This is a genomic window from Steroidobacter cummioxidans, from assembly GCF_003104955.1.
On sequence record NZ_LSRW01000017.1, the window covers coordinates 202653 to 224466 of the forward strand.

Sequence of the window (21814 nt, forward strand, 5' to 3'; positions counted from 1 at the left end):
GGCGCCCGATTGACCCGGTGGGGTCGGGCTAAATATACTCACGGGTAAATTAGAGCGCCAGCTTTAATCTGCCCCCCGGAATACCTTCGCCCCGAGGCGACCCATGAATACAGCCGCTGTCCTGCCTTTCCGTGCCGATAACCGAGCGACCCGTCCCGAGGCGCAGCCGCTGCGCTTCGTCAGCGCCGCGTCGTTGTTTGACGGTCACGATGCCGCCATCAACATGATTCGCCGCCTGTTGCAGGCACATGGTGCGGAAGTCGTGCACCTCGGCCATAACCGCAGCGTGGCGGACATCGTGCGCGCGGCCATTCAGGAAGACGCCGATGGCATCGCCGTGTCGTCCTACCAGGGTGGACATAACGAATACTTCGCCTACATGGTCGACATGCTGCGCGAGCAGGGCGTCGATCACATTCGCGTCATCGTCGGCGGTGGCGGCACGATTGCTCCGCACGAAGTCGAGGCGCTCGAAAAACACGGCGTCGAAAAGATCTACACGCCGGAAGACGGCCGCCGCATGGGCCTGGACGGCATGATCGACGATGTGTTCAAGCGCGTCGCCGCCTCCGGCAAGCCGAGCTATGCGTTCGGAGCCGACAGCTCCCTGAATCCGCGCGATCACCATCAACTCGCGCAGGCCATCTCGCTGCTCGAAGGCGGCAGCGAAGACGATCCGGCCAGCCAGGACATGCGCGAGGCGATTGCCAAGGTGCAGGGCGGCGCGCCGGTCATCGGCCTCACGGGTACGGGCGGTGCCGGTAAATCCAGTCTCAACGACGAGCTGCTGCAACGATTCGTGCGTCATTTCCCCGATCGCAACATCGCGGTCGTGGCAATGGACCCGACGCGTCGTCGCTCGGGCGGCGCGCTGCTGGGCGATCGGATTCGTATGAACTCGCTCGCCGCGCCCAATGTGTTCATGCGTTCGCTCGCGACCCGTCGCCAGAATCTCGCGACCAGTGCCGTGCTCAAAGACGTCATCGGCCTGCTGCGGCTGGCGCAGTTCGATCTGATCATCGTCGAGACCGCCGGCATCGGTCAGTCGGACACCGAGATCACCGACATGGTCGACGTGTCCGCCTATGTGATGACCAGCGAATACGGCGCGGCCAGCCAGCTCGAGAAGATCGACATGCTGGATTTCGCCGACGTGGTCGTGCTGAACAAGTTCGAGAAGCGTGGCGCTGAAGATGCATTGCGCGACGTGCGCAAGCAGTGGCGCCGCAATCATCCCGATCGCGCGCGTCTGCCGGACGAGCAGGTGCCGGTGTTTCCGACCATCGCCAGCCGCTTCAACGATCCTGGCGTCAACCACCTGTTCTCGCACCTGTGCACGCTGGTGAACGAGAAGCGTCCCGACTTGAAGGACCGTCAATGGTCGCCGGGCGATGTCGGCCCGATCAAGTTCGTTTCTCGCGATCCGCTGATCCCGGGCACACGCAGCCGCTATCTCGCCGAGATCGCTGGTACGGGCCGCAAAGCCCGAGCGGATATCGAGGCGGCCGTGGACGCGGCGCGACGTGCATCGGGTCTGTATGAATCGTTGCGCGCTTTGCATGACGCACGTCTGCCGGGCCCGCTGGATCGCTTCCCGGAAGAGGCACTCAACGATGAATCCATCGACACAACTCGCCGCGAGCTGCGCGCTGCTTACAACAAGGCGCTCGATGAGGTCGGTGCCGAAGGTGTGGGCGAGCTGAAGCGCTGGCCGCAGCGGGTCAAGGGCGTCAGTGACGAGAAGTATTCATACAAGGTGCGCGACAAGCTCGTGACTGGCGACAACTACGTCACGTCGTTGAGCGGCAATCAGATGTCGAAGATCGCCGTGCCGCGCTTCAAGGATTGGGGCGAGACGCTGCACTTCATCCTTTCCGAGAATCTACCGGGCAGCTATCCGTACACCGGCGGCGTGTATCCGTATCGCCGCGAGGAAGAGGATCCGATCCGCATGTTCGCGGGCGAGGGCGGACCGGAGCGTACCAATCGTCGCTTCCATTATCTCGCCAGCGGCGGCGGCGCGACGCGCCTGTCGACGGCGTTCGATTCTACGACGCTGTATGGCGAAGATCCGGATACGCGTCCGGACATCTATGGCCGCACCGGCAACTCTGGCGTCTCGATCGCGACGCTCGACGATATGAAGAAGCTGTACTCCGGCTTCGACCTGTGCGCGCCGACCACGTCCGTGTCCATGACCATCAATGGCCCGGCGCCGATGCTGCTGGCCATGTTCATGAACACGGCGATCGATCAGCGCGTCGAACGTTTCCTGCGCGCCGAAGGTCGCTGGGATGCGGCGGAAAAACGCATTGCCGAACTTCGCCAAGAGACGGGTTCCAAGGGCGTCGAGCTTGCCAACTACAACGGCGGCTTGCCGCAAGGTCACGATGGCTCGGGCATTGCGCTGTTGGGCATCACCAGCGATCAACTGATCGCGCCCGGTGTGTTGAGCGCCGAGGAGCACGCGAAGCTGCGTGCCGAAGCGATGTCGCAAGTCCGTGGCACGGTGCAGGCCGACATTCTCAAGGAAGATCAGGCGCAGAACACCTGCATCTTCTCCACTGAGTTCGCGCTGCGCATGATGGGCGACGTGCAGCAGTTCTTCATCGACAACAAGGTGCGGAATTTCTACTCCGTGTCCATCTCCGGGTATCACATCGCCGAGGCCGGCGCGAACCCGATCAGCCAGCTGGCGTTCACGCTGTCGAACGGCTTCACGATCGTCGAGTACTACCTGGCGCGCGGCATGAAGATCGACGACTTCGCGCCCAACCTGTCGTTCTTCTTCTCCAACGGCATGGATCCCGAGTACGCGGTGATCGGTCGCGTCGCTCGTCGTATCTGGGCGCGCGCGATGCGCGATCTGTACAGCGCCGGCCCGCGCAGTCAGATGTTGAAGTATCACGTTCAGACGTCGGGCCGCTCGTTGCACGCGCAGGAAATTCAGTTCAACGACATTCGTACGACGCTGCAGGCGATGTACGCGCTGTTCGACAACTGTAACTCGCTGCACACGAACGCTTATGACGAGGCGCTCACGACGCCGACGGAAGAGAGCGTGCGTCGCGCCGTGGCCATCCAGCTCATCATCAACAAGGAGCTGGGCCTGAACAACAACCAGAATCCTTGGCAGGGCTCGTTCTTCCTCGAGCAGCTCACCGATCTGGTCGAAGAAGCCGTGTACCGCGAGTTCGAATCGTTGTCGGAGCGTGGTGGCGTGCTCGGCGCCATGGAGACGATGTATCAGCGCGGCAAGATTCAGGAAGAGAGCATGTATTACGAGAAGCGCAAGCACGATGGCTCGCTGCCGCTGATCGGTGTGAATACCTTCCTGTCCGCGACGGATTCGGACGAAGCCGCGAAGGGCGTGGCGCTGATTCGTTCCACCGATGAAGAGAAGGACTTCCAGGTCGCGGCCGTGAAGTCGTTCCAGCAGCGCAACGCGGAACATACTGCAGAAGCCCTACGTAACCTGCAGAAGGTCGCCACGTCGGGCGGGAACGTCTTTGCCGAGCTGATGAACGCGGTTAAGGTATGTTCTCTGGGCCAGATCTCCCGCGCGCTGTACGAAGTCGGCGGGCAGTACCGCCGCAGTATGTAACGATCAGCTAAGACACTGACTGCCATGTACAAAGCACCTCTGAAAGAACTGCGCTTCGCGATCCATCAACTGATCGGCGATGCCCGTTTGGTCGGACTGTCCGACCTGTCTGACTACTCCACCGAGTTTGCGGACGCCGTGCTCGACGAAGCCGCCCGCTTTGCCGAGGGCGTGCTCGATCCGATCAATCGCGTCGGCGATCGCACGGGTGCGAAGTGGACTGCCGAAGGCGTGCGCATGCCGGCCGAGTTCAAGGCTGCATATGCCAAGTTCGTGGAAGGTGGTTGGACGCAGCTGCGCGCTGAGGCGGAGTTCGGTGGCCAGGCCGCGCCCATCATGCTGGGGACCGCCGTGGAAGAGCTGTGGGCGTCGTCGAATCTGGCGTTCAAGCTGTGCCCGATGCTCACGCAGGGTGCGGTCGAGGCCATCAATCAGGCCGGCTCGCAGGCGCAGAAAGAAAAGTATCTGCCCAAGATGATCAGCGGCGAGTGGACCGGCACGATGAACCTCACGGAGCCGCAGGCGGGCTCCGATCTAGCTGCCATCCGCACTCGCGCCGTGAAGGAAGGCGATCACTATCGCCTGTACGGCCAGAAGATCTTCATCACTTACGGCGATCACGACTACACGTCGAACATCATTCACATGGTGCTCGGCCGTATCGAAGGCGCCCCCGCCGGCGTGCGCGGTATTTCGTTGTTCATCGTGCCGAAGGTGCTGGTGAACGACGATGGCAGCCTCGGCGCGCCCAACGATGTGCGCTGTGTCTCCATCGAGCACAAGCTCGGCATTCATGGCAGCCCGACTTGCGTGCTGTCGTATGGCGATAAGGAAGGCGCGATCGCTTATCTGGTCGGCGAAGAGAATCGCGGTCTGGAATACATGTTCATCATGATGAACGCCGCGCGTCTGTCGGTCGGCCTGGAGGGCTATGCGCTCGCCGAGCGTGCCTATCAGCAGGCGCTCGAATATTCGCGGACGCGCGTGCAGGGCAAGCCGAAAGCCAAGAACGTTCCGGAAGGCTCGAAGGTCGCGCCGATCGCGTATCACGCCGATGTGAAGCGCATGCTGCTGACTCAGAAGGCGTACACCGATGCCGCTCGTGCTGTCGCGCTGTACGCAGCGATGCAGCTGGACCTGGGCAAGCATCTGCCCGATGGCGACGAGAAGACGAAGGCGCAGGCTCGTGGCGAGTTGCTGATCCCCATTGTGAAGGGCTGGTCGACCGAGCTGGGCGTGTTGATGGCGTCGCTGGGCGTGCAGGTGCACGGTGGTATGGGCTTCATCGAAGAAACCGGTGCCGCTCAGATCCTGCGTGACTCGCGCATTGCGCCGATTTACGAAGGCACGACGGGCATTCAGGCCGGCGATCTGGTCGGCCGCAAGGTGGGCCGTGACAATGGCGCGGCGATGAATGCGCTCATCGCCGACATGCAGGCGGAGCTCGAGCAGATCTCGTCGACCGATGCTGGTGTCGCTGCAAGCAAGGCCGCTGCACTGGAAGGTGTGGCTGCGCTGAAGGACGCGACGGCGGCTGTGTTGAAGGATCCGGAAGGCGCGTTGGCGATTTGCGTGCCTTATCTGATGCTCGGTGGCGTGGTCATTGGTGGCTGGCTCACGGCGAAGGCGCACGACCTGGCGGTCAGCCAGGCTGCCTCAGATCCGGAGTTCTTCACCGCGAAACAGCAGATCTCGCGTTTCTATGCGGCGAATCTGTTGCCGGAAGCGCAGACGTTGGCCCGCGTAGTGAAGCAGGGCGCGGCGTCGATTCTGGAAGCGGATCCGGCGAAGCTGTAATCGCTCAGCGTGAGGCCCACCCCGCAATGGGGTGGGTCTCCGAGAACTCTATCAACGCGCGCAACAGCGCGGCTTGGGTGTCCGCTCACCGCTGTTCCGGAATGCGTCTTCGATGGCCACTGCCAGCGAATGCACGTCGGTGATCACAGTGAGCTTGTCCTGCTCGATCAGCCAGCGCCGGTTCAACTCGTGCAGCGGGTCGTCCGGATTGAAGCGGTTCAAATACACGATAGTGGGCGTGGGGGTGACTGCCGCCAGCGTGAGGCGCACGGCATTGATCGTGCCCAGCTTCGCATCCGCGACCAGCAGCATCTGATCCACATCCAGACGACGCAACAGCTCCAGGCTGTCGCCGTCGCTAGCCACCGGCGAGCGCACGCCGCCGACAGTTTCGACGAAACCGATGTCCACGTCCGCCGGCCAGCAGATCTCGTCGACGATTTCCGATATCCACACCGGACCGCGTCCCAGCGCGTTGGCCGCCATGGGCGGCGCCAGCGCGATCGGATACCAGCGGTGAGCGGGGCAGATGTCCGTGACTTCTTCGCCGCTCGCACCCGCCAGACGCGCGGCATCGGTATCGATTTCATCCGGTCCATACGACTGCACCGGTTTTCGTGCGGCCACGCGTGAGCCTCGCAGCTTCAGCGTTGCCAGCAACTGTGCGGTCACCCAGGTCTTGCCTACTTCCGTGTTCGTCCCAATCACACCCATCAATAGGGAAGGTCTGGAGTCCATCAGAGTCATGCGTGTCAAGCGATGTCGAGTTAAATAGGATTGAGGTTGCCGAGTGCGGCCTGCAGTCTGCTGACCATCGCCTCGGTGTGAGCTGCCGACAGCGCGACGCGTAACCGCGCCGTTCCCTTGGGTACTGTCGGCGGACGAATCGCCGGCACGTGAATGCCGACTTCTCGTAGTTGGGCCGCTGCCGCCAGCGCCGCCGCATCGTCACCGAGCACGATGGGCACAATGGCCGATGGATGCCCCGGGCGAAGCATATCGATGAGTGAGCGCAGGCGCGTTCGCAAATGATCGCCTTCTTCGCTCCGGCAGATCCGTAGCGCCGCCGCGGCCGCCGCGGTGTCGGCCGGCGACAGGCCGGTGGTGAAGATGAAAGTCCGCGCGCGATTGACCAGCAATTCGATCAGACGGCTGGAGCCGGCGACGAAACCGCCCAACGAGCCCAACGTCTTCGAGAGCGTGCCGACGTGCAACACCTCGACATCGCGAGTGGGCGGGAGCTTGGGACCGAGCGCGGCATGCGCTTCATCGATGACCAACAATGCGCCGTGCTCGCTGCACAGCTCGGCGAGCGCAGGCAAGGGCGCAGTGTCACCATCCATGGAGAACACCGATTCAGTCACGACAATTTTTCGACCTGGAGTTTGTCTAAGCAGGCTCTGCAGATGCTGCAGATCCAGGTGACGGTAAATCAAAGTGCGCGCTTTGGCCAGACGACAGCCATCGATTATCGACGCATGATTGAGCTCGTCGCTGAAAAGAGTCACGTCGGCTTCGCCCATTGTTGTTAGCACGCCAAGATTGGCCGCGTACCCTGAAGGAAACACGAGTGCGCGCTGCGTTTGGTTCCACTCGGCGAGCAAAGATTCCAATTCAATGTGCAAACTGCGCGTGCCGACGATCAGGCGCGAGGCCATTGCACCGGTGCCAAAGCGTTCAATGGCTGAAATGGCGGCGAGGCGCACCTGTGGATGCGAGGCCAGGCCCAGATAGTCGTTGGAAGCAAAAGAAACAAGCGTCCGGTCTCGCAATTTGCCTTCGGGGCCATCGCCATCGAAGGGCACTGTCTCGCGATATCTGTTGATGGCGCGCAGACCGTCCAGTTCGCGTTCCGCCCAGGCATTCCAGTTGGTCACGCTGTTTCCTCCAACGCGGCCGCGAGCGTCGTAACGATGCGCTCGATCTCCGCTGCCGTGACGGTGAGCGGGGGCACGATCGTCACTACCGGGCCCATGGAGCGTGACAGCACCCCGCGCTTGATCATTGCCGTACAAATCCGGCGTGCGAATTTGGGATCGTCGCTGGTGTCCAGCTCGACCGCGCCCATCAATCCTTGCAGGCGAATCTGTTTCACGCGCTTGAATGGACCAATGCGCGTCTGAAGCTCGGTGCGCAGCTGTGCGGAGCGCTCACGAACGTTGTCAAGGACGGGCAGAGATGCGATCAGCTGTAAATGTTTGAGCGCGACCGCCGCGGCAAGCGCGTTTCCGCCGTATGAGTGGCCGTGATACAGCGTCTTCTCGCTCAGGTCCGGGCCGAGGAACGCGGCGAATACTCGCTGTGACGCTACCGTGGCCGACATCGGCAAATATCCGCCGGTGATGCCCTTGCCCAGACACATCAAATCCGGTCGCAAACCGCACTGCTCGGAAGCGAACAGCGTGCCGGTGCGACCGAAGCCGGTCGCGACTTCATCGCAGATCAGCAACACACCGGTTTCGTGACACGCCTTGCCGAGCTCGGCGAAATCCGCCGCGGGCGCAATCGACATGCCGGCCGCGCCTTGCACCAGAGGCTCAACGACGACAGCTGCGAGCTTGCGATGATGTTCGCGAACCATCTGTGCCGCTGTGAGCACGGCGCCTGGCTCGGAGAACGCTGGAGCGCGCAGGACAGGGAAGCGCAGTGGATCGAAAATCTGCGTGCCGAATCCACCGCCGCCCAACGACAGCGAGCCGATGGTATCGCCGTGATAGCCGTCGCCGAATGCCAGATAGGTCGTGCGACCCTGCTCACCCTTGTTGGTCCAGAACTGGAAAGCAATCTTCAACGCCTGTTCGACGGCGGCGGCGCCGTCCGACGCGAACAATGTATGTGCGCGATCCACCGGCACGACGCGAGCCAGCGCTTCGGCGAACTCGATGACGATGCGGTTGCCGTTGCCGAGCATGGTCGAGTGAGCGACACGGTCGAGCTGCTCGCGTAGCGCCTGATCGAGTTCGGGCACGCGATGGCCGAGCGTCGTGACCCACAGCGACGAGATCGCGTCCAGGTAACGGCGCCCTTCGACGTCGATGAGCTCGCGTCCTTCGGCGCGCTCCACGATTACCGGGCTGTTCTCGCCGTAGCAATCCATTTGGGTAAAGCCGTGCCAGACGCTGGCGGCGTCGCGTTCGAGCCAGTTCATGCTGTCAACCTCGTCTACGGAATCAGGTCGACAGTGTAAGCGAGTTGCAGTCGCCGTGTATGATGCCGCGATGGAAAAAACCTATATTTCGGCGGAATCCCTGTTGCGGGACTCCCTGGCGCTAGGGGTGCAGATCGTCCGCAGCGGCTTCCGGCCGTCCTTCCTGGTGGGCGTCTGGCGCGGCGGGGCGCCGATCGGCATCTCGGTCCAGGAGGTGCTGGAGTTCAATGGGATCGAGTGCGATCACATCTCGATCCGCACGTCGTCCTATCTCGGCATCGATCTGCAGTCCAAGACGGTGCGGGTGCATGCGATCGACTATCTGGTATCGCAGTTGAGTGCCGAGGATCAGTTGCTGTTGATCGACGATGTGTTCGACTCGGGGCGCAGCCTGGAAGCCGTGGTCGCCGAATTGCAGCGTCGCTGCCGGCGCAACATGCCGGAGCAGGTCAGGATCGCGACGGTCTATTACAAGCCAACCAGAAACACGAGCTCACTGCGGCCGGATTACTTCATCCGCGAGACGGATCAGTGGCTGGTGTTTCCGCATGAATTGCAGGGCCTGACTCGGGCAGAGATTCTGGCGAACAAGCCGGTAGGAGAGGATTTCTTCCTGCCTACAGCGCAGATCAAGGAATAGCCCGAGTCCTCAGTTACCTCTCAGCAAGTCCGCGAGCGTCAACGCGATCACGGCGGTTGCTTTTCTCAGGTCGTCGAGCCGCAAACATTCGTCGGCGCCGTGCCCGTTCGCTTCCTGCAATGTTTTGGGACCGGCCCCGTACAACACGGTGGGAATGCCCGCGGACGCATAGTGTCTCGCATCTGTGTAAAGAGGCACGCCCTGCACCGGGATCGCGACACCAAATTCCTCTTCAGCATGCGTTCGCAGCGCAATGATCAATCGCGCAGCTTCGGGCAGTTCGTGCAATGGCTCGGCCAGCATGATTCGTTGAATATCTACAGCGATGCCGGAGCGATGCGCGACTGCACTTTCGATCAGCGAGCGCAGCTGTGACTCGGCCGCCTCGGCGGACTCTTCGGGGATGATGCGACGTTCGAGCCGAAGGGTGGCCCGGTCCGGTACGACATTCGTGTTGATGCCGCCTTGAATCAGGCCGATGTTGAGCGTCGGTGTATCGATGCCGGGCACCTTCGAGTGTGTGTGCCTCAACTCATCGCGATGCGAGTAAAGCGCATTGAGAATGTCTGTCGCTGCCTCGATCGCGTCGATGCCTGTGGCCGGCATCGCGGCATGGCCGGACTTGCCATTCACCCCGACTTCCAGATGCAAACAACCGTTGTGCGCGCTGGTGACTGCATAGGAGAAGCCGGCGCAGATTGCCAAGGCGGGCGTGCTCAGGCGCTGTGCGATGAGGCGTTTCGGCCCGATGTTGCCGCCGGTCTCTTCGTCATAGGTGAAATGCAGCTCGACCACCCCATCGAGCGGTACGCCCTGCTTTTCCAGATCCAGCAGGGCGAGCAGCGCCCAGGTGTAGGTCGCGAAGTCCGACTTACTCACGGCAACGCCGCGGCCGAACATCACCAGTCCATGATCGGGATCGTCGATGATCTCGGCGCCGTACGGATCGCGGGTCCAGCCTTGGCCCGGCGACACGACATCGCCATGCGCGTTGAGCGCAATCGTGACGCCACCGCGGCCGAAGCGTCGCCGCACGATGAGATTCGTGGCGGAGATCATTCCATTTGCCCTGGCGACCTGTGCCGGGACGACGTCGGTTTCCACTTCGAGATCGAGCAGGCTCTCGAGCAATTCGTGGGCCCGCTCGGCAGCAGGCGCGCAGTCGCCCGGCGGGTTGTCGCTGGGCACGCGTACCAGCTCGGCAAGGAACTCCACTTGCCGGATGAACTCGCGCTCCAGGAAGGCATGCACCAAGGCGCGGGCGGAGGCAGGCATTCGTATTCCTATTTGTTGGTTTGTATCCGACGGCGCCATTATAAACGCGCGCTTGTATTGACGAATCATTGACATTCATCGCCTGGTCATCGCATTCGGGCGCGCACTTGGAACCATCGAGAAGATGAACCGCTTAGTAGGGGGACACCGAATTCATCGGAACATCTGGAGGATGAAACATGCGTGCCTTTGCTTTGCTTGCCGTGACCGCGCTGATGTTCGCGGCCGGTTGCGCTAAAAAGGATGACAGCGCCCACATGAACAACACGCCGCCGGCAGATACGGCGCCGACGACGCCTGCGCCTATGCCGGGTGAGCCGGCCCCGAGCCCGTCTCCGTCGGAGACCCCGCCGCCCCCGGATGCCGGCACGACGACGCCTCCGCCGGACGAGAATACGAGTCAGCCGCCGCAATAACGGGCTCGTTCATAGCGGCCACAGGCCACGAGGCGGCGTCATCTGGACGCCGCCTCATACTGCGTTACTAATAACCTCCGATAACTTCCTTATCACCGCGGCGTTACTGACACGACCTGCGTGCTGACTGCAGAATCGCTGTCCCTTGTTCAGGATCGATGGCAGTGCGCATGAACCTTCGCGTCTGGTGGGTGCTGGCCGGTTTGCTGCTGGCGCCTGCTGCGTTTTCGCAGCAGCTGCTCAATGCGTCTTATGACGTGTCGCGCGAGCTGTTCGACGCTATCAATCCCGCCTTCATCGCCGAATGGAAACAACAGACCGGCCAGACGCTCAAGATCCGTCAGTCGCACGGCGGCTCATCGAAGCAGGCGCGCTCGGTGGCCGAAGGTCTGCCGGCCGACGTGGTGACCTTCAATCAGGTCACGGACATCGAGCTGCTGCATAAGGCTGGTCTGGTCGGTGCGGACTGGCGCCAGCGCCTGCCGAACAACGCCTCGCCGTTCTATTCGCTGCCGGTGTTGCTGGTGCGCCAGGGCAATCCCAAGCAGGTGAAGGATTGGAATGATCTGGCCAGACCCGGCATTCAAGTCGTGTTCCCCAATCCCAAGACTTCAGGCAATGGCCGATACACCTATCTGGCTGCTTACGCTTACGCCCTGGCGCAGAACAATGGTGACGCTGCCAAAGCGAAAGAATTTGTGAGTCGACTGCTCGCGAATGTGCCCGTGTTCGACACCGGCGGTCGCGGCGCCTCGACGACGTTCATCGAGCGCGGCATCGGCGATGTGCTGGTGACGTTCGAGTGCGAGATCACTGCAATCCGTCGCGAGTATGGCAAGAGCAATCTGCAGGCGGTGATTCCGTCGATGAGCCTGCGCGCCGATTTCCCGGTTGCCGTGGTCGATAAAGTTGTCGATCGCAAGAACACGCGTGAGGCCGCGACTGCGTATCTGAAGTATCTCTACAGCCCGGCTGGTCAGGACATCATCGCCAGGCACTACAACCGCGTGAACGACGCCACCATCACCCAGAAATACGCCGCCCAGTTTCCGCCGATCAAGCTGATGACGGTCGACGAAGTGTTCGGCGGCTGGGACAAAGTGATGAAGACTCACTTCGCCGATGGCGGCATCCTGGACCAGGCACTGGCCAAGGCGCCGGCACGCTGAGCATAGGTTGGGCATCGCCATGACACAGCAGCAACTCGCCAAACTGGAGCCACCGCGCTTCGAACAGGGTAAGGAGTTGCTGCTCGCGGGCATCGACGCGCGTTACAAATGCGACGACAAGGCCGGCATTCCGGCGCAGTGGCAACGGTTCCTGAGCTACTTCGGCCACATCCCGGATCAAGTGGACAACGTCGCTTATGGCGTCGTCCACAACGTCGACGATGCCGGCAACATGGAATATCTGTGCGCCGCGCAGGTGCGCGATTTCTCCAGAACGCCGCCGGAGCTGAGCACGCTTCGCATCGGCGCGCAGCGCTATGCGATCTTCAAACATCGCGATCACGTCTCGACCATCGGCAGTACGCTCGCGGCGATCTGGGGGCGATGGGTGCCGGAGTCGGGCTACCAAGTCGCCGATGCGCCGACGCTCGAAGTCTACGGTCCCGAGTTCGATTCGAAGACCGGGGAGGGTGGGTTCGAGGTGTGGGTGCCGATCAAGCATTGAGGGCCGGTACCTCGGAACACCGAAGTTGAGGGCGGCGTTGCTTTGCGTGTCCTCAGCTAACGACAACTGCAACCCGCCTGCTGTGCCCGAGCCGAGAAAGCTTGGCGTCTCGGCCCAGATCGACAAAGACGTCTTCCGCACACGCTTCCGTCAGCGCTTTTACGATCCCGCCTTCGACGGCTCGATGGCCGAGATCGACGCCCTGGCGGACATCGCCTGGGAGGCGTATCACGAAGGTCGTAAATCTCCTCGCACACGCCCGGCCGGGCCAGAGTTCGAGAATCCGGAATACGAGCTGTCGGTGCAATGGTTGCAGGCTCGTGAGGAAATCCGCAAAGCGCAGCGCCTGCACGAAGAGTCTCAGGGGCCGACTCGGATTTTGCTGATCAGCGGCGCGGCGCGCCACGAGCAGACCTGCCCTGGCGAAGTGTCGAAGAGCTATCGCTTGTGTCAGCTGGCGGAGCAAACATTGGTGGCCGAGCACGCGCGCGTCGATCTGCTTGATCTGAGTCACCTGACGGCGGAGTACGGTCGTGTCATCTATCCGTGCAAAGCCTGCGTTTCCACCGCGATGCCGTTATGCCATTGGCCGTGCTCCTGCTATCCGAATCACTCGCTCGGTCAGGTCGACGATTGGATGAACGAGATCTATCCGCGCTGGGTCGCGGCGCATGGAGTGATGATCGTGACGCCGGTGTATTGGTATCAGGCGCCATCGCCGTTGAAGCTGATGATCGATCGCCTGGTGTGCGCCGATGGCGGCAATCCGGATCCCACGCGCACCGATGGCAAGAATGCCAAGAAGGCGAAAGCCATCGAGCTGCAAGGCTGGGACTATCCGCGACATCTCAAGGGGCGCGCGTTCGCAACTGTCGTGCACGGCGACACGGTCGGCGCGGAACTGCTACGTCGCAATCTGCACGATTGGCTCTGTGATATGGAACTCGTCCCGGCCGGCGGCGACGCGAACATCGATCGTTATATTGGCTACTACGGTCCGTACGCGACCAGTCATGAAGCGCTCGACAAGGATGAAGCGCTTCAGCAAGAGGTTCGCAATGCAGCTCGTCTGCTGCTGGGAACCGTGACGCGCGTGCGAGCGAGTGGGGCGCCCAAAGACGACGACGTGCGCGATCCGCGTCCAAAATAAGCCGCATTCGATATAGAGAAACGCTGTTGCTCCTGCCCTTCGTCCAGTTGCATGGGGGGCGGCTTCGCGCCATCCTGCCGCGCAGTTCCAGGAGGCTTCAATGAGCGATGTCTTGTACGAAGAGCGCGGTCGGATCGCGATCGTCACGCTGAATCGCGCCGATGCGCTGAACACATTCACGCAGGAAATGCGTCTCGGCATCATCAATGCCTTCAGGAAAATCGCAGCTGCCGAGCACATTCGTGCTGCCGTCCTGACCGGTGCGGGCCGCGGCTTCAGCGCCGGCGCCGATCTCAAAGGTCTGCCGCCCGTCGGCCAGGAAGTGGCCGCTATGCTGGAAACAGAGTTCGGGCCCGGCATTCTGGCCATCGCCGAGTTGCCGAAACCGGTGATTGGTGCGGTCAATGGTTTCGCCAGCGGTGTCGGTGCGGGATATGCGCTCGCGTGTGACATGCTCGTGATGGGCGAGAAAGCATTTCTGCAATTGCCGTTTGCGAAAATTGGACTGGTGCCCGACGGCGGTCTCACCTGGCAGTTTGCGCAGCGGGTCGGTGCGCGGCACGCGTTCGAACTGGCGCTCATCGGCGATCGCATTCCGGCAGCGCGTTGTGTGGAGCTGGGGCTGGCCAATCGAGTGGTTCCCGATGCCGAGGTGCTCGACCAGACTTGTGCGCTCGCCGAGCAGTTGGCCGATGCGCCGCCTCTGGCTTTGGCCGGCACGAAGCGACTGCTTCGTCGCGCGCATGCATTGGATCTCGCCGGCGCAATCCGCGAAGAGGGTGAGATTCAGAAGACTTGCATCGACAGCCAGGATTTTCGCGAAGGCATCAAAGCGTTCTTCGACAAGCGGCCCCCGCAGTTCACCGGCCGCTGATCCATCAGATGAAATCCGTTGTCTTCACCGCTGTGCCGGATTTGCCCGAAATCCAGGCAGGGCAAGATCTGTCTCAGACTATTGCAATTGCCATCGAGGCGGCGGGCGTGGTGCCTGCACCCTTCGATGTAATCGTCGTCGCGCAGAAAATTGTTTCCAAAGCGGAGGGCCGCAGCGTCGACTTGCGCACGATCACGCCATCGCCCCGTGCTCTGGAACTGGCAATGCAAACTCGCAAGGACGCGCGGCTCGTTGAGGCGGTGCTCGCAGAGTCGCAGGAAGTGATGCGCGCCGTGCCCAATGTACTCATCGTTCGCCACCGGCTGGGGTTCGTCATGGCCAATGCCGGCATCGATCGCTCGAATGTTCCTGGAGCGGCTCAAGATCAAGTGCTGCTGTTGCCGCAGGATCCAGATGCTTCCGCGGAGCGCCTGCGTAATGAGTTGAGCGCGCGTTGGCAAGTCCCCATAGCGGTGCTGATTAGCGACAGTTTTGGCCGCGCCTGGCGCAATGGCGTGGTGAATGTCGCCATTGGAGCGGCCGGACTGCCATCCATTATCGACCGTCGAGGCGAATATGACCGGGAAGGTCGCGCGCTGGAAATGACGGAGGTCGCCCTGGCTGATGCCATTGCGGCCGGCGCCGCGTTGGTCATGGGTGAAGCAAGCGAGGGAACTCCAGTGGTAATTGCACGAGGTCTGCGATGGACGGCAACTGAACGCAGCGCGGCGGCGCTGTTGCGCTCCAAGGATCAGGATCTGTTCCGATGACTCAGGTACTGGCGCTTTCAGGAGGCATCGGCGGGGCCAAGCTCGCCGTGGGGTTGCAACATGTGCTGCCGCCCGGGGAGCTGACCGTTGCGGTCAACACCGGCGATGATTTCGAGCACCTGGGGCTGGCGATCTCGCCCGACATCGACACCATGCTCTACACGCTGAGCGGGCTGTCGAATCCGGAGCTGGGCTGGGGCCGCGGCAACGAAAGCTGGAATTTCATGGCGGAAATCGAGCGGCTCGGCGGCGAGAACTGGTTTCGCCTCGGCGATAAAGATCTGGCGGTCCACATCGAGCGCACGCGCCGCCTCAATGCTGGCGAGAAGCTGTCGGGCATCACCGCCGATTTCGCGCGCCACTTCGGCCTTTTGGGGCGCGTGGTGCCAATGACGAACGATCTGGTGCGCACCATGGTGATCACCGACGAGGGCACACTGGATTTTCAGCACTATTTTGTCGCGCGGCGCTGCGAGCCGGTGGTGAAAGGACTGGCATACGCAGGCGCGGCGGACGCGCAGCTCGGGCCCCTTCTGCAGGAGGCGTCGCAGGATCCGTCGCTGCAGGCCATCGTGATCTGTCCGTCGAATCCCTGGCTGAGCATCGCGCCTTTCCTGGAAATTCCCGCGTGGCGCGAGCTGCTGCACGAGGCGACCGCGCCGGTGATCGCAGTATCGCCGCTGGTCAATGGCCAGGCGGTGAAAGGGCCGACAACCAAGATCATGAGCGAGCTGCAGCTGGAGCAATCGTCGGCGACTATCGCCCGCTTCTACGAGGGCATCATCGACGGCTTCGTGCTCGACCCGTCCGAAGCGCATATCGTGCCGGAAATCAGTGTTGCCACCCACGTGACCCCAACCCTGATGAAGACAGCGGCGGACAAGCAAAGACTGGCCCGCGAGGTGCTGGGTTTCGCACGCTCCTTCAGCAACTTGTAAGACGCTCCGGAGCGCGAAATGGCACAATTGCCGCCCCGTTCGGGACGGGCATCGGGCTGGAGCATGCGAATGACTATTCGGTTGAGCGTAGTGGACCGCAATGGCGGTGAGCACGAGGTGGAAACGGCGCCGGAAGGCTCTTTGATGGAAACGCTGCGTGAATTGGACTACGGCGTCAGCGCCATCTGCGGCGGCATGTGCTCCTGCGCCACTTGTCACGTTTATATCGATCCGCAATGGCTGCCGAAGCTGCCCGACCGGCACAGCGATGAAGGCGATCTGCTGGCCGAACTGCAGTTTCGCCAGGACAACTCCCGTCTGTCATGTCAGATTCAGTTGCAGCAGGCCCACGACGGCCTGCGCCTGACGCTCGCTCCGGAAGAATGATTGGTTGCAGATTTCGCTCATGTCCGCTCACACTGAAGATCACATTTATATCGTTGGCGCCGGCCACGCCGGTGGCGAGCTCGCGATCGCAGCACGTCAACAGGGTTACGCCGGGGCGTTGACGATCGTCGGCGAAGAATCTCATCTGCCGTATCAACGCCCGCCGCTGTCGAAGGCTTATCTGAAAGGCGAGTGTGAAACGACGTCGCTCTATCTGCGGCAGCTGGCCGCGTATGAAAAGGCAAATATCAATCTACTGTTGAGCCGGCGGGTCGAGCGCATCGAGCGCGAACACAAGAAGCTGGTGTTCGACGACGGCCGCGAAGTCACCTATTCGAAGCTCGGGCTGACGACCGGCGGTCGCGCACGTCGCATGACGATCAACGATGCTGCTCGCGCCGAGCGGACCAGCAACTTCCATTACTTGCGGACTGTCGACGACGTGATGGCGATTCGCGCGCGTTTCGAAGCCGGGCAGCGCCTCGTCGTGATTGGTGGTGGTTACGTTGGACTGGAGGTTGCCGCGTCGGCAATTGCGCGCGGTGTGAAAGTCACCGTGCTCGAGGCTTTGCCTCGCGTGCTGGCACGAGTCACGGCGCCGCAGATGTCCGAGTTCTATGAGAATGTGCACCGTGACGCTGGTGTCGATCTGCGCACCAACGTCGAAGTGACCGCGCTCGATTTCAACGCCGCCGGCGATGCAGTGACAGCGGTTCATTGCACGGGTGGTGTAGTCATTCCTGTGGACTTCGTGGTTGTCGGTATTGGCTTGCTCCCCAACACTGAACTGGCACAGGCCGCGGGGCTGGATGTGGACAACGGCATTGTGGTCAACGAGTACGCCGTCACTTCCGATCCCGATATCGTCGCTGCCGGCGATTGCACGAATCATCCGAGCGTGTTCTGCGGGCGGCGCATTCGCCTGGAGTCGGTGCCGAATGCCGTCGAGCAGGCGCGAGTTGCCGCAGCTTCGCTTGCGGGCAAGCCGAAGGCGTACGAGTCGGTGCCGTGGTTCTGGTCCGATCAGTACGATCTGAAGTTGCAAATGACCGGGCTGTCGCAGGGCTACGATCAGTTCATCCTGCGCGGCTCGATGGAAAACAAANNNTTCGTTCGCGGCCTTCTATCTGCGGCAGGGCCAACTGATTGCGGTCGATGCCGTCAATCGCGCCCAGGAGTTCATGGTCGCCAAGCGCATGGTCGCAGCGTGTAAACCGTTCGATCCAGCCGCACTCGCCGACGAGTCGGTGCCGCTGAAGACGCTTGCCGGGCCGGTGCAGACCGCGGCTCCGTCAGCTTGATTTGCCCGCCGCCGACGCTCGGCGTCGGCGGCTTCGGCAAGACCCCATTGCCCGCAGAGCGCTGACTGGCCAGTGTGCTGGAGTCAATTTCAGGCAATCTCCAGGGGGCTCGCGATGACCGAAGCATCTTCGACCACCGGTTTCAAGCCGAAGAAGTCCGTCGCACTGTCCGGTGTGACCGCCGGGAATACCGCGCTGTGCACCGTCGGACGCAGTGGCAACGATCTGCATTACCGCGGCTATGACATTCTCGATATCGCCAAGAGCTGCGAGTTCGAGGAGATCGCTTACCTGCTGATCCACGGCAAGCTGCCGAATCACGCCGAGCTGGCTGGTTACAAAGCAAAGCTGTCACGTCTGCGTGGCTTACCGGCTGCGGTCAAAGCCGTGCTCGAGCAATTGCCTGCCGCAGCTCATCCGATGGACGTTATGCGCACCGGGGTGTCGACGTTGGGCTGTGTGTTGCCTGAGCCCGAGCATCACGCGCCTGCTGCCGCTCGTGACATCGCCGATCGACTCATCGCCAGCCTCGGCTCGATGCTCACGTACTGGTATCACTACAGTCATCACGGTCGTCGCATCGATGTGGACACCGATGACGATTCGATTGGCGGTCACTTCCTGCACTTGTTGCATCAGGAAACGCCGTCGCGTGAGTGGGTGCATGCGATGCATACGTCGCTCATTCTGTACGCCGAGCATGAATTCAATGCGTCGACGTTTACTGCGCGCGTCATCGCGGGCACTGGCTCCGATCTGTATTCGGCAGTCACTGGCGCGATTGGCGCCTTGCGAGGCCCGAAGCACGGCGGCGCGAATGAAGTTGCGTTCGAAATCCAGCAGCGCTACGACTCGCCCGGTCAGGCCGAGGAAGACATCCGCAAGCGGGTCGCGAACAAGGAAGTGATCATCGGCTTCGGTCATCCGGTCTATACGATCTCCGATCCGCGCAATGAGGTCATCAAGGAGGTCGCGCGCAAGCTCGCACAGGAGGCGGGCGACACCAAGATGTTCGACATCGCCGCCCGCCTGGAACAGGTGATGAAAGAGATCAAGAACCTGTTCCCGAACCTGGATTGGTACTCGGCGGTGTCGTACCACCTGATGGGCGTGCCGACGGCGATGTTCACGCCGCTGTTCGTCATCGCCCGCACCACCGGCTGGGCCGCCCATGTGATCGAACAGCGCGAGGACGGTAAAATCATCCGGCCGAGCGCGAACTACGTCGGGCCGGACAATCTTCACTTTGTGCCGCTGGATCAGCGGCCGTAATCAGCTCAATCATGGCGCATCACGACCTCAAATCAGCAGAACGTCCGGCTCCGGATCAACTCTTGACGGCGATCGCCGATTACGCGCTGTCGTATCAGATCGACAGCGAGGCGGCCTACGAGACGGCCTACTACTGCTTGATGGATACGCTGGCGTGCGGCTTTCAGGCGCTGCAATACCCGGCTTGCACGAAGCTGTTGGGGCCGGTCGTGCCAGGGGCCGTGATGCCGGGCGGGTCGCGAGTGCCCGGCACGAGCTACGAGCTCGATCCGGTGCAGGCGGCGTTCAACATCGGTGCGATGGTTCGCTGGCTCGATTTCAACGACACATGGCTGGCGGCGGAGTGGGGCCATCCTTCCGACAACCTCGGTGGCATTCTCGCAGTCGCCGATTATCTGGCGCGGCGGAGTGGGGCGCAGGGCAAGACGTCGCTGCGGGTGAGAGATGTGCTCACTGCGATGATCAAGGCCCATGAGATCCAGGGCGTCGCTGCGCTGGAGAATAGTTTCAACCGCGTCGGGTTGGATCATGTGTTGCTGGTCCGGCTGGCGTCGACGGCGGTCACGACAGCGATGCTGGGCGGTACGCGGGAACAGGTGATCAACGCGGTCTCGAATGCGTTCGTGGATGGCGGCGCGCTGCGGACTTATCGACATGCGCCGAATACCGGCTCGCGCAAGAGCTGGGCGGCGGGTGATGCGACCAGTCGAGCGGTGCGCCACGCGTTGATGGCGGTGGCGGGGGAGATGGGCTATCCCTCGGCGATCACGGCGCCGACGTGGGGCTTTCAAGAGGTGCTGATGAAGGGCAAGCCGCTGGCGTTTCCGCAGCCCTTCGGCAGTTACGTGATGGAAAACATCCTGTTCAAGATTTCCTTCCCGGCGGAGTTCCACGGGCAGACGGCGGTGGAAGCGGCGATGAAGCTGCACCCGCAGGTGCGAAGACACATCGAGAGTATCGAGCGCGTGGTGATCGAGACGCAGGAGTCGGGCGTGAGGATCATCGATAAGACGGGGCCGCTCAACAATCCGGCGGATCGAGATCACTGCATTCAGTACATGGTGGCGATTGCGTTGATCTTCGGCCGACTGTCGGCGTCGGATTATGAGGATGCAACGGCGAGTGATCCGCGCATCGATGCGTTGAGGGAAAAGATGGTCGTGAGCGACAACGCGACGTTCACGGAGGAGTATTACGCCCCGGATAAGCGACACATCGGAAATGCGGTGCAGGTGTTCTTCAAGGACGGGACGAGAACCGAGCGAGTGCAGGTCGATGTTCCTCTCGGTCACCGCAAGCGGCGCGCGGAGGGGATGCCGGTGCTGGTGCAGAAGTTTGAGGCATCCGTGGCGGGGCATTTCTCACCGAAGCAGACGGAAGCGATCAAGGCGATGTTTGCGGATCGGGCGACGTTGGAGAAGATGCCCGTGCAGGAGTTTCTTGCCGGCCTCGTCAAGATCAAGTGACGTTTCAGCGCTCGTTACGAAATGCCCAGCGCAGCACCTCGGTGAGCCGATAGCCAGCCAGCGTGAGTCGCTGCTCCGCGACTTGTAGGGATTGTTCGAGATAGCGCTGCGACTGCTCCAGGGCCGTGCCTGCGGAATCGCTGGCTCGCAGGTCCGGGCCGTAAGCGACAGTGCTGCCCAGCTCATAGCTCTCCCGGGCCCACCCGGAAAACTCCGATGCGTTTCGAAACGGCTGCAGCGCTTTGAACTGTGTGCGTGGCAAGCGTCGCATGAGGTCTTCGGCGCGACTCATGGCCACATCGGGTTCGCCCTCGCGGCTGACACTGTCGTCCCAATACCAATGCAGCGTGACTGGCTGTCTAGCGACCGGGTCGAGCACGAACTGCAGGCTGCCGCCTCGATCGCCTTCCGGGAATCGTTTCGAGACTTGCGACACGCTGTGCAGCGGCTGATGCATGTCGCCAACCAGATGAAATATCCAGGCCAGCGCGACCGCTCGCTCACCGGCTGACGCGCGCGCATCCGATGCAACGCTCAGATTCAGTGCAAATGCTTCATACGCCGATCCTTGAGGCACATCCGCTGGCATTTTCGCCGGCGGCGACGCTGAGTTCACGATGGGACGCGACCAGTAGTGCCAGGTTGGATGATCGTGAATGCTGCCGCGTGCATCGTCCGGCCAGCGTGCCAGTTCCAGGAAGATGCGGCGACGGCGTTCCTCGCCAGTGGCTCGACCCATGGCAACCTCGAAGGCGCCGCGGTCCGGATGTTTCTCGGCCAGCGCGACGATGCGCTCAACGATCCGGCGGTCTTGTGCGTTCAGTTCGTCATACGCGATTGCCGCGCTGACCATGTGCCCCGGGCGAGACCACGCCAGGGCCGTGGAGCAGGGCAGAACAACAGCAAGTAACAGGGCGACGCAGGGCTTCATTGCAGATCCATGAGAATGAACGATCGCCATCAATAACAGCACGCGCGGCGTACGCTCGAACCAGTGTTGCATGAAATGCATGTCGGGTGAGGTCTTTTGCCGTCAGGTTGCAAAGCAACCGTCATCAACCGGCAACGCACAGCATCGAAGGTACCGGTTCCAGCCCGAGGA

At 61.9% G+C, this 21814-nt stretch carries 18 protein-coding genes and 1 pseudogene; 14 read left to right on the plus strand and 5 right to left on the minus strand.

What is annotated here, in order from left to right; all coding sequences use genetic code 11:
* The first annotated feature begins 103 nt into the window (after positions 1 to 103).
* Entirely contained in the window at positions 104 to 3604 is a 3501-nt protein-coding gene (locus tag D0550_RS11235; protein WP_116809270.1) for a methylmalonyl-CoA mutase family protein, read from the plus strand.
* A 24-nt stretch (positions 3605 to 3628) separates the two neighbouring features.
* Positions 3629 to 5401: an acyl-CoA dehydrogenase family protein gene (locus D0550_RS11240; protein ID WP_116809271.1), complete on the plus strand. Its 1773-nt coding sequence runs from the start codon at positions 3629 to 3631 to the stop codon at positions 5399 to 5401.
* 51 nt (positions 5402 to 5452) lie between these two features.
* Here the strand turns inward: D0550_RS11240 and bioD are convergent, their stop codons facing one another.
* From bioD to bioA, 3 genes are read right to left on the minus strand one after another with little or no spacing between them, the layout of a single operon-like run.
* Positions 5453 to 6139, minus strand: a complete 687-nt coding sequence (bioD, locus tag D0550_RS11245; RefSeq protein WP_161965765.1) for an ATP-dependent dethiobiotin synthetase BioD — start codon at positions 6137 to 6139, stop codon at positions 5453 to 5455.
* A gap of 29 nt (positions 6140 to 6168) precedes the next feature.
* A complete protein-coding gene (locus D0550_RS11250) occupies positions 6169 to 7278 on the minus strand; it encodes an aminotransferase class I/II-fold pyridoxal phosphate-dependent enzyme (RefSeq protein ID WP_116809273.1) in 1110 nt (369 codons plus the stop codon).
* A complete protein-coding gene (gene bioA / locus D0550_RS11255; protein ID WP_116809274.1) occupies positions 7275 to 8549 on the minus strand; it encodes an adenosylmethionine--8-amino-7-oxononanoate transaminase in 1275 nt (424 codons plus the stop codon). The genes D0550_RS11250 and bioA overlap by 4 nt, the downstream gene beginning before the upstream one ends.
* Positions 8550 to 8619: 70 nt before the next feature.
* Here bioA and D0550_RS11260 point away from each other — a divergent pair, with 70 nt between their 5' ends.
* Complete coding sequence (locus D0550_RS11260; RefSeq protein ID WP_116809324.1) at positions 8620 to 9189, plus strand: phosphoribosyltransferase; 570 nt, start codon at positions 8620 to 8622, stop codon at positions 9187 to 9189.
* A gap of 9 nt (positions 9190 to 9198) precedes the next feature.
* Here the strand turns inward: D0550_RS11260 and D0550_RS11265 are convergent, their stop codons facing one another.
* A complete protein-coding gene (locus D0550_RS11265) occupies positions 9199 to 10464 on the minus strand; it encodes a M20/M25/M40 family metallo-hydrolase (protein WP_116809275.1) in 1266 nt (421 codons plus the stop codon).
* A gap of 179 nt (positions 10465 to 10643) precedes the next feature.
* Here D0550_RS11265 and D0550_RS11270 point away from each other — a divergent pair, with 179 nt between their 5' ends.
* From D0550_RS11270 to D0550_RS11320, 11 genes and pseudogenes are all read left to right on the plus strand, one after another.
* Complete coding sequence (locus D0550_RS11270) at positions 10644 to 10880, plus strand: hypothetical protein (RefSeq protein ID WP_116809276.1); 237 nt, start codon at positions 10644 to 10646, stop codon at positions 10878 to 10880.
* A gap of 170 nt (positions 10881 to 11050) precedes the next feature.
* Positions 11051 to 12049: a sulfate ABC transporter substrate-binding protein gene (locus tag D0550_RS11275; protein WP_116809325.1), complete on the plus strand. Its 999-nt coding sequence runs from the start codon at positions 11051 to 11053 to the stop codon at positions 12047 to 12049.
* Positions 12050 to 12068: 19 nt separating this feature from the next.
* Entirely contained in the window at positions 12069 to 12554 is a 486-nt protein-coding gene (locus D0550_RS11280; protein WP_161965766.1) for a GyrI-like domain-containing protein, read from the plus strand.
* A 118-nt stretch (positions 12555 to 12672) separates the two neighbouring features.
* On the plus strand, positions 12673 to 13704 hold the full coding sequence (locus D0550_RS11285) for a flavodoxin family protein (protein ID WP_349770712.1): 1032 nt from the start codon (positions 12673 to 12675) through the stop codon (positions 13702 to 13704).
* 100 nt (positions 13705 to 13804) lie between these two features.
* Complete coding sequence (locus D0550_RS11290) at positions 13805 to 14578, plus strand: enoyl-CoA hydratase/isomerase family protein (protein ID WP_116809279.1); 774 nt, start codon at positions 13805 to 13807, stop codon at positions 14576 to 14578.
* An 8-nt stretch (positions 14579 to 14586) separates the two neighbouring features.
* Complete coding sequence (gene cofE / locus D0550_RS11295; protein ID WP_116809280.1) at positions 14587 to 15348, plus strand: coenzyme F420-0:L-glutamate ligase; 762 nt, start codon at positions 14587 to 14589, stop codon at positions 15346 to 15348.
* Complete coding sequence (gene cofD / locus D0550_RS11300; RefSeq protein ID WP_116809281.1) at positions 15345 to 16286, plus strand: 2-phospho-L-lactate transferase; 942 nt, start codon at positions 15345 to 15347, stop codon at positions 16284 to 16286. Before cofE ends, cofD begins: the two co-directional genes overlap by 4 nt.
* 69 nt (positions 16287 to 16355) lie before the next feature.
* Entirely contained in the window at positions 16356 to 16673 is a 318-nt protein-coding gene (locus tag D0550_RS11305) for a 2Fe-2S iron-sulfur cluster-binding protein (protein ID WP_116809326.1), read from the plus strand.
* Positions 16674 to 16692: 19 nt separating this feature from the next.
* Positions 16693 to 17974, plus strand: a pseudogene (locus D0550_RS11310) (NAD(P)/FAD-dependent oxidoreductase).
* A 114-nt stretch (positions 17975 to 18088) separates the two neighbouring features.
* Positions 18089 to 19246 (plus strand): bifunctional 2-methylcitrate synthase/citrate synthase, encoded by a 1158-nt coding sequence (gene prpC / locus D0550_RS11315; protein ID WP_116809282.1) that lies wholly within the window; start codon positions 18089 to 18091, stop codon positions 19244 to 19246.
* 11 nt (positions 19247 to 19257) lie between these two features.
* Positions 19258 to 20712, plus strand: coding sequence for a bifunctional 2-methylcitrate dehydratase/aconitate hydratase (locus D0550_RS11320; RefSeq protein WP_116809283.1), 1455 nt, complete (start codon positions 19258 to 19260; stop codon positions 20710 to 20712).
* 4 nt (positions 20713 to 20716) lie between these two features.
* On the opposite strand, the gene D0550_RS11325 is transcribed toward D0550_RS11320, so the two are convergent.
* On the minus strand, positions 20717 to 21643 hold the full coding sequence (locus D0550_RS11325; protein ID WP_161965767.1) for a S1/P1 nuclease: 927 nt from the start codon (positions 21641 to 21643) through the stop codon (positions 20717 to 20719).
* Positions 21644 to 21814: the final 171 nt, after the last annotated feature.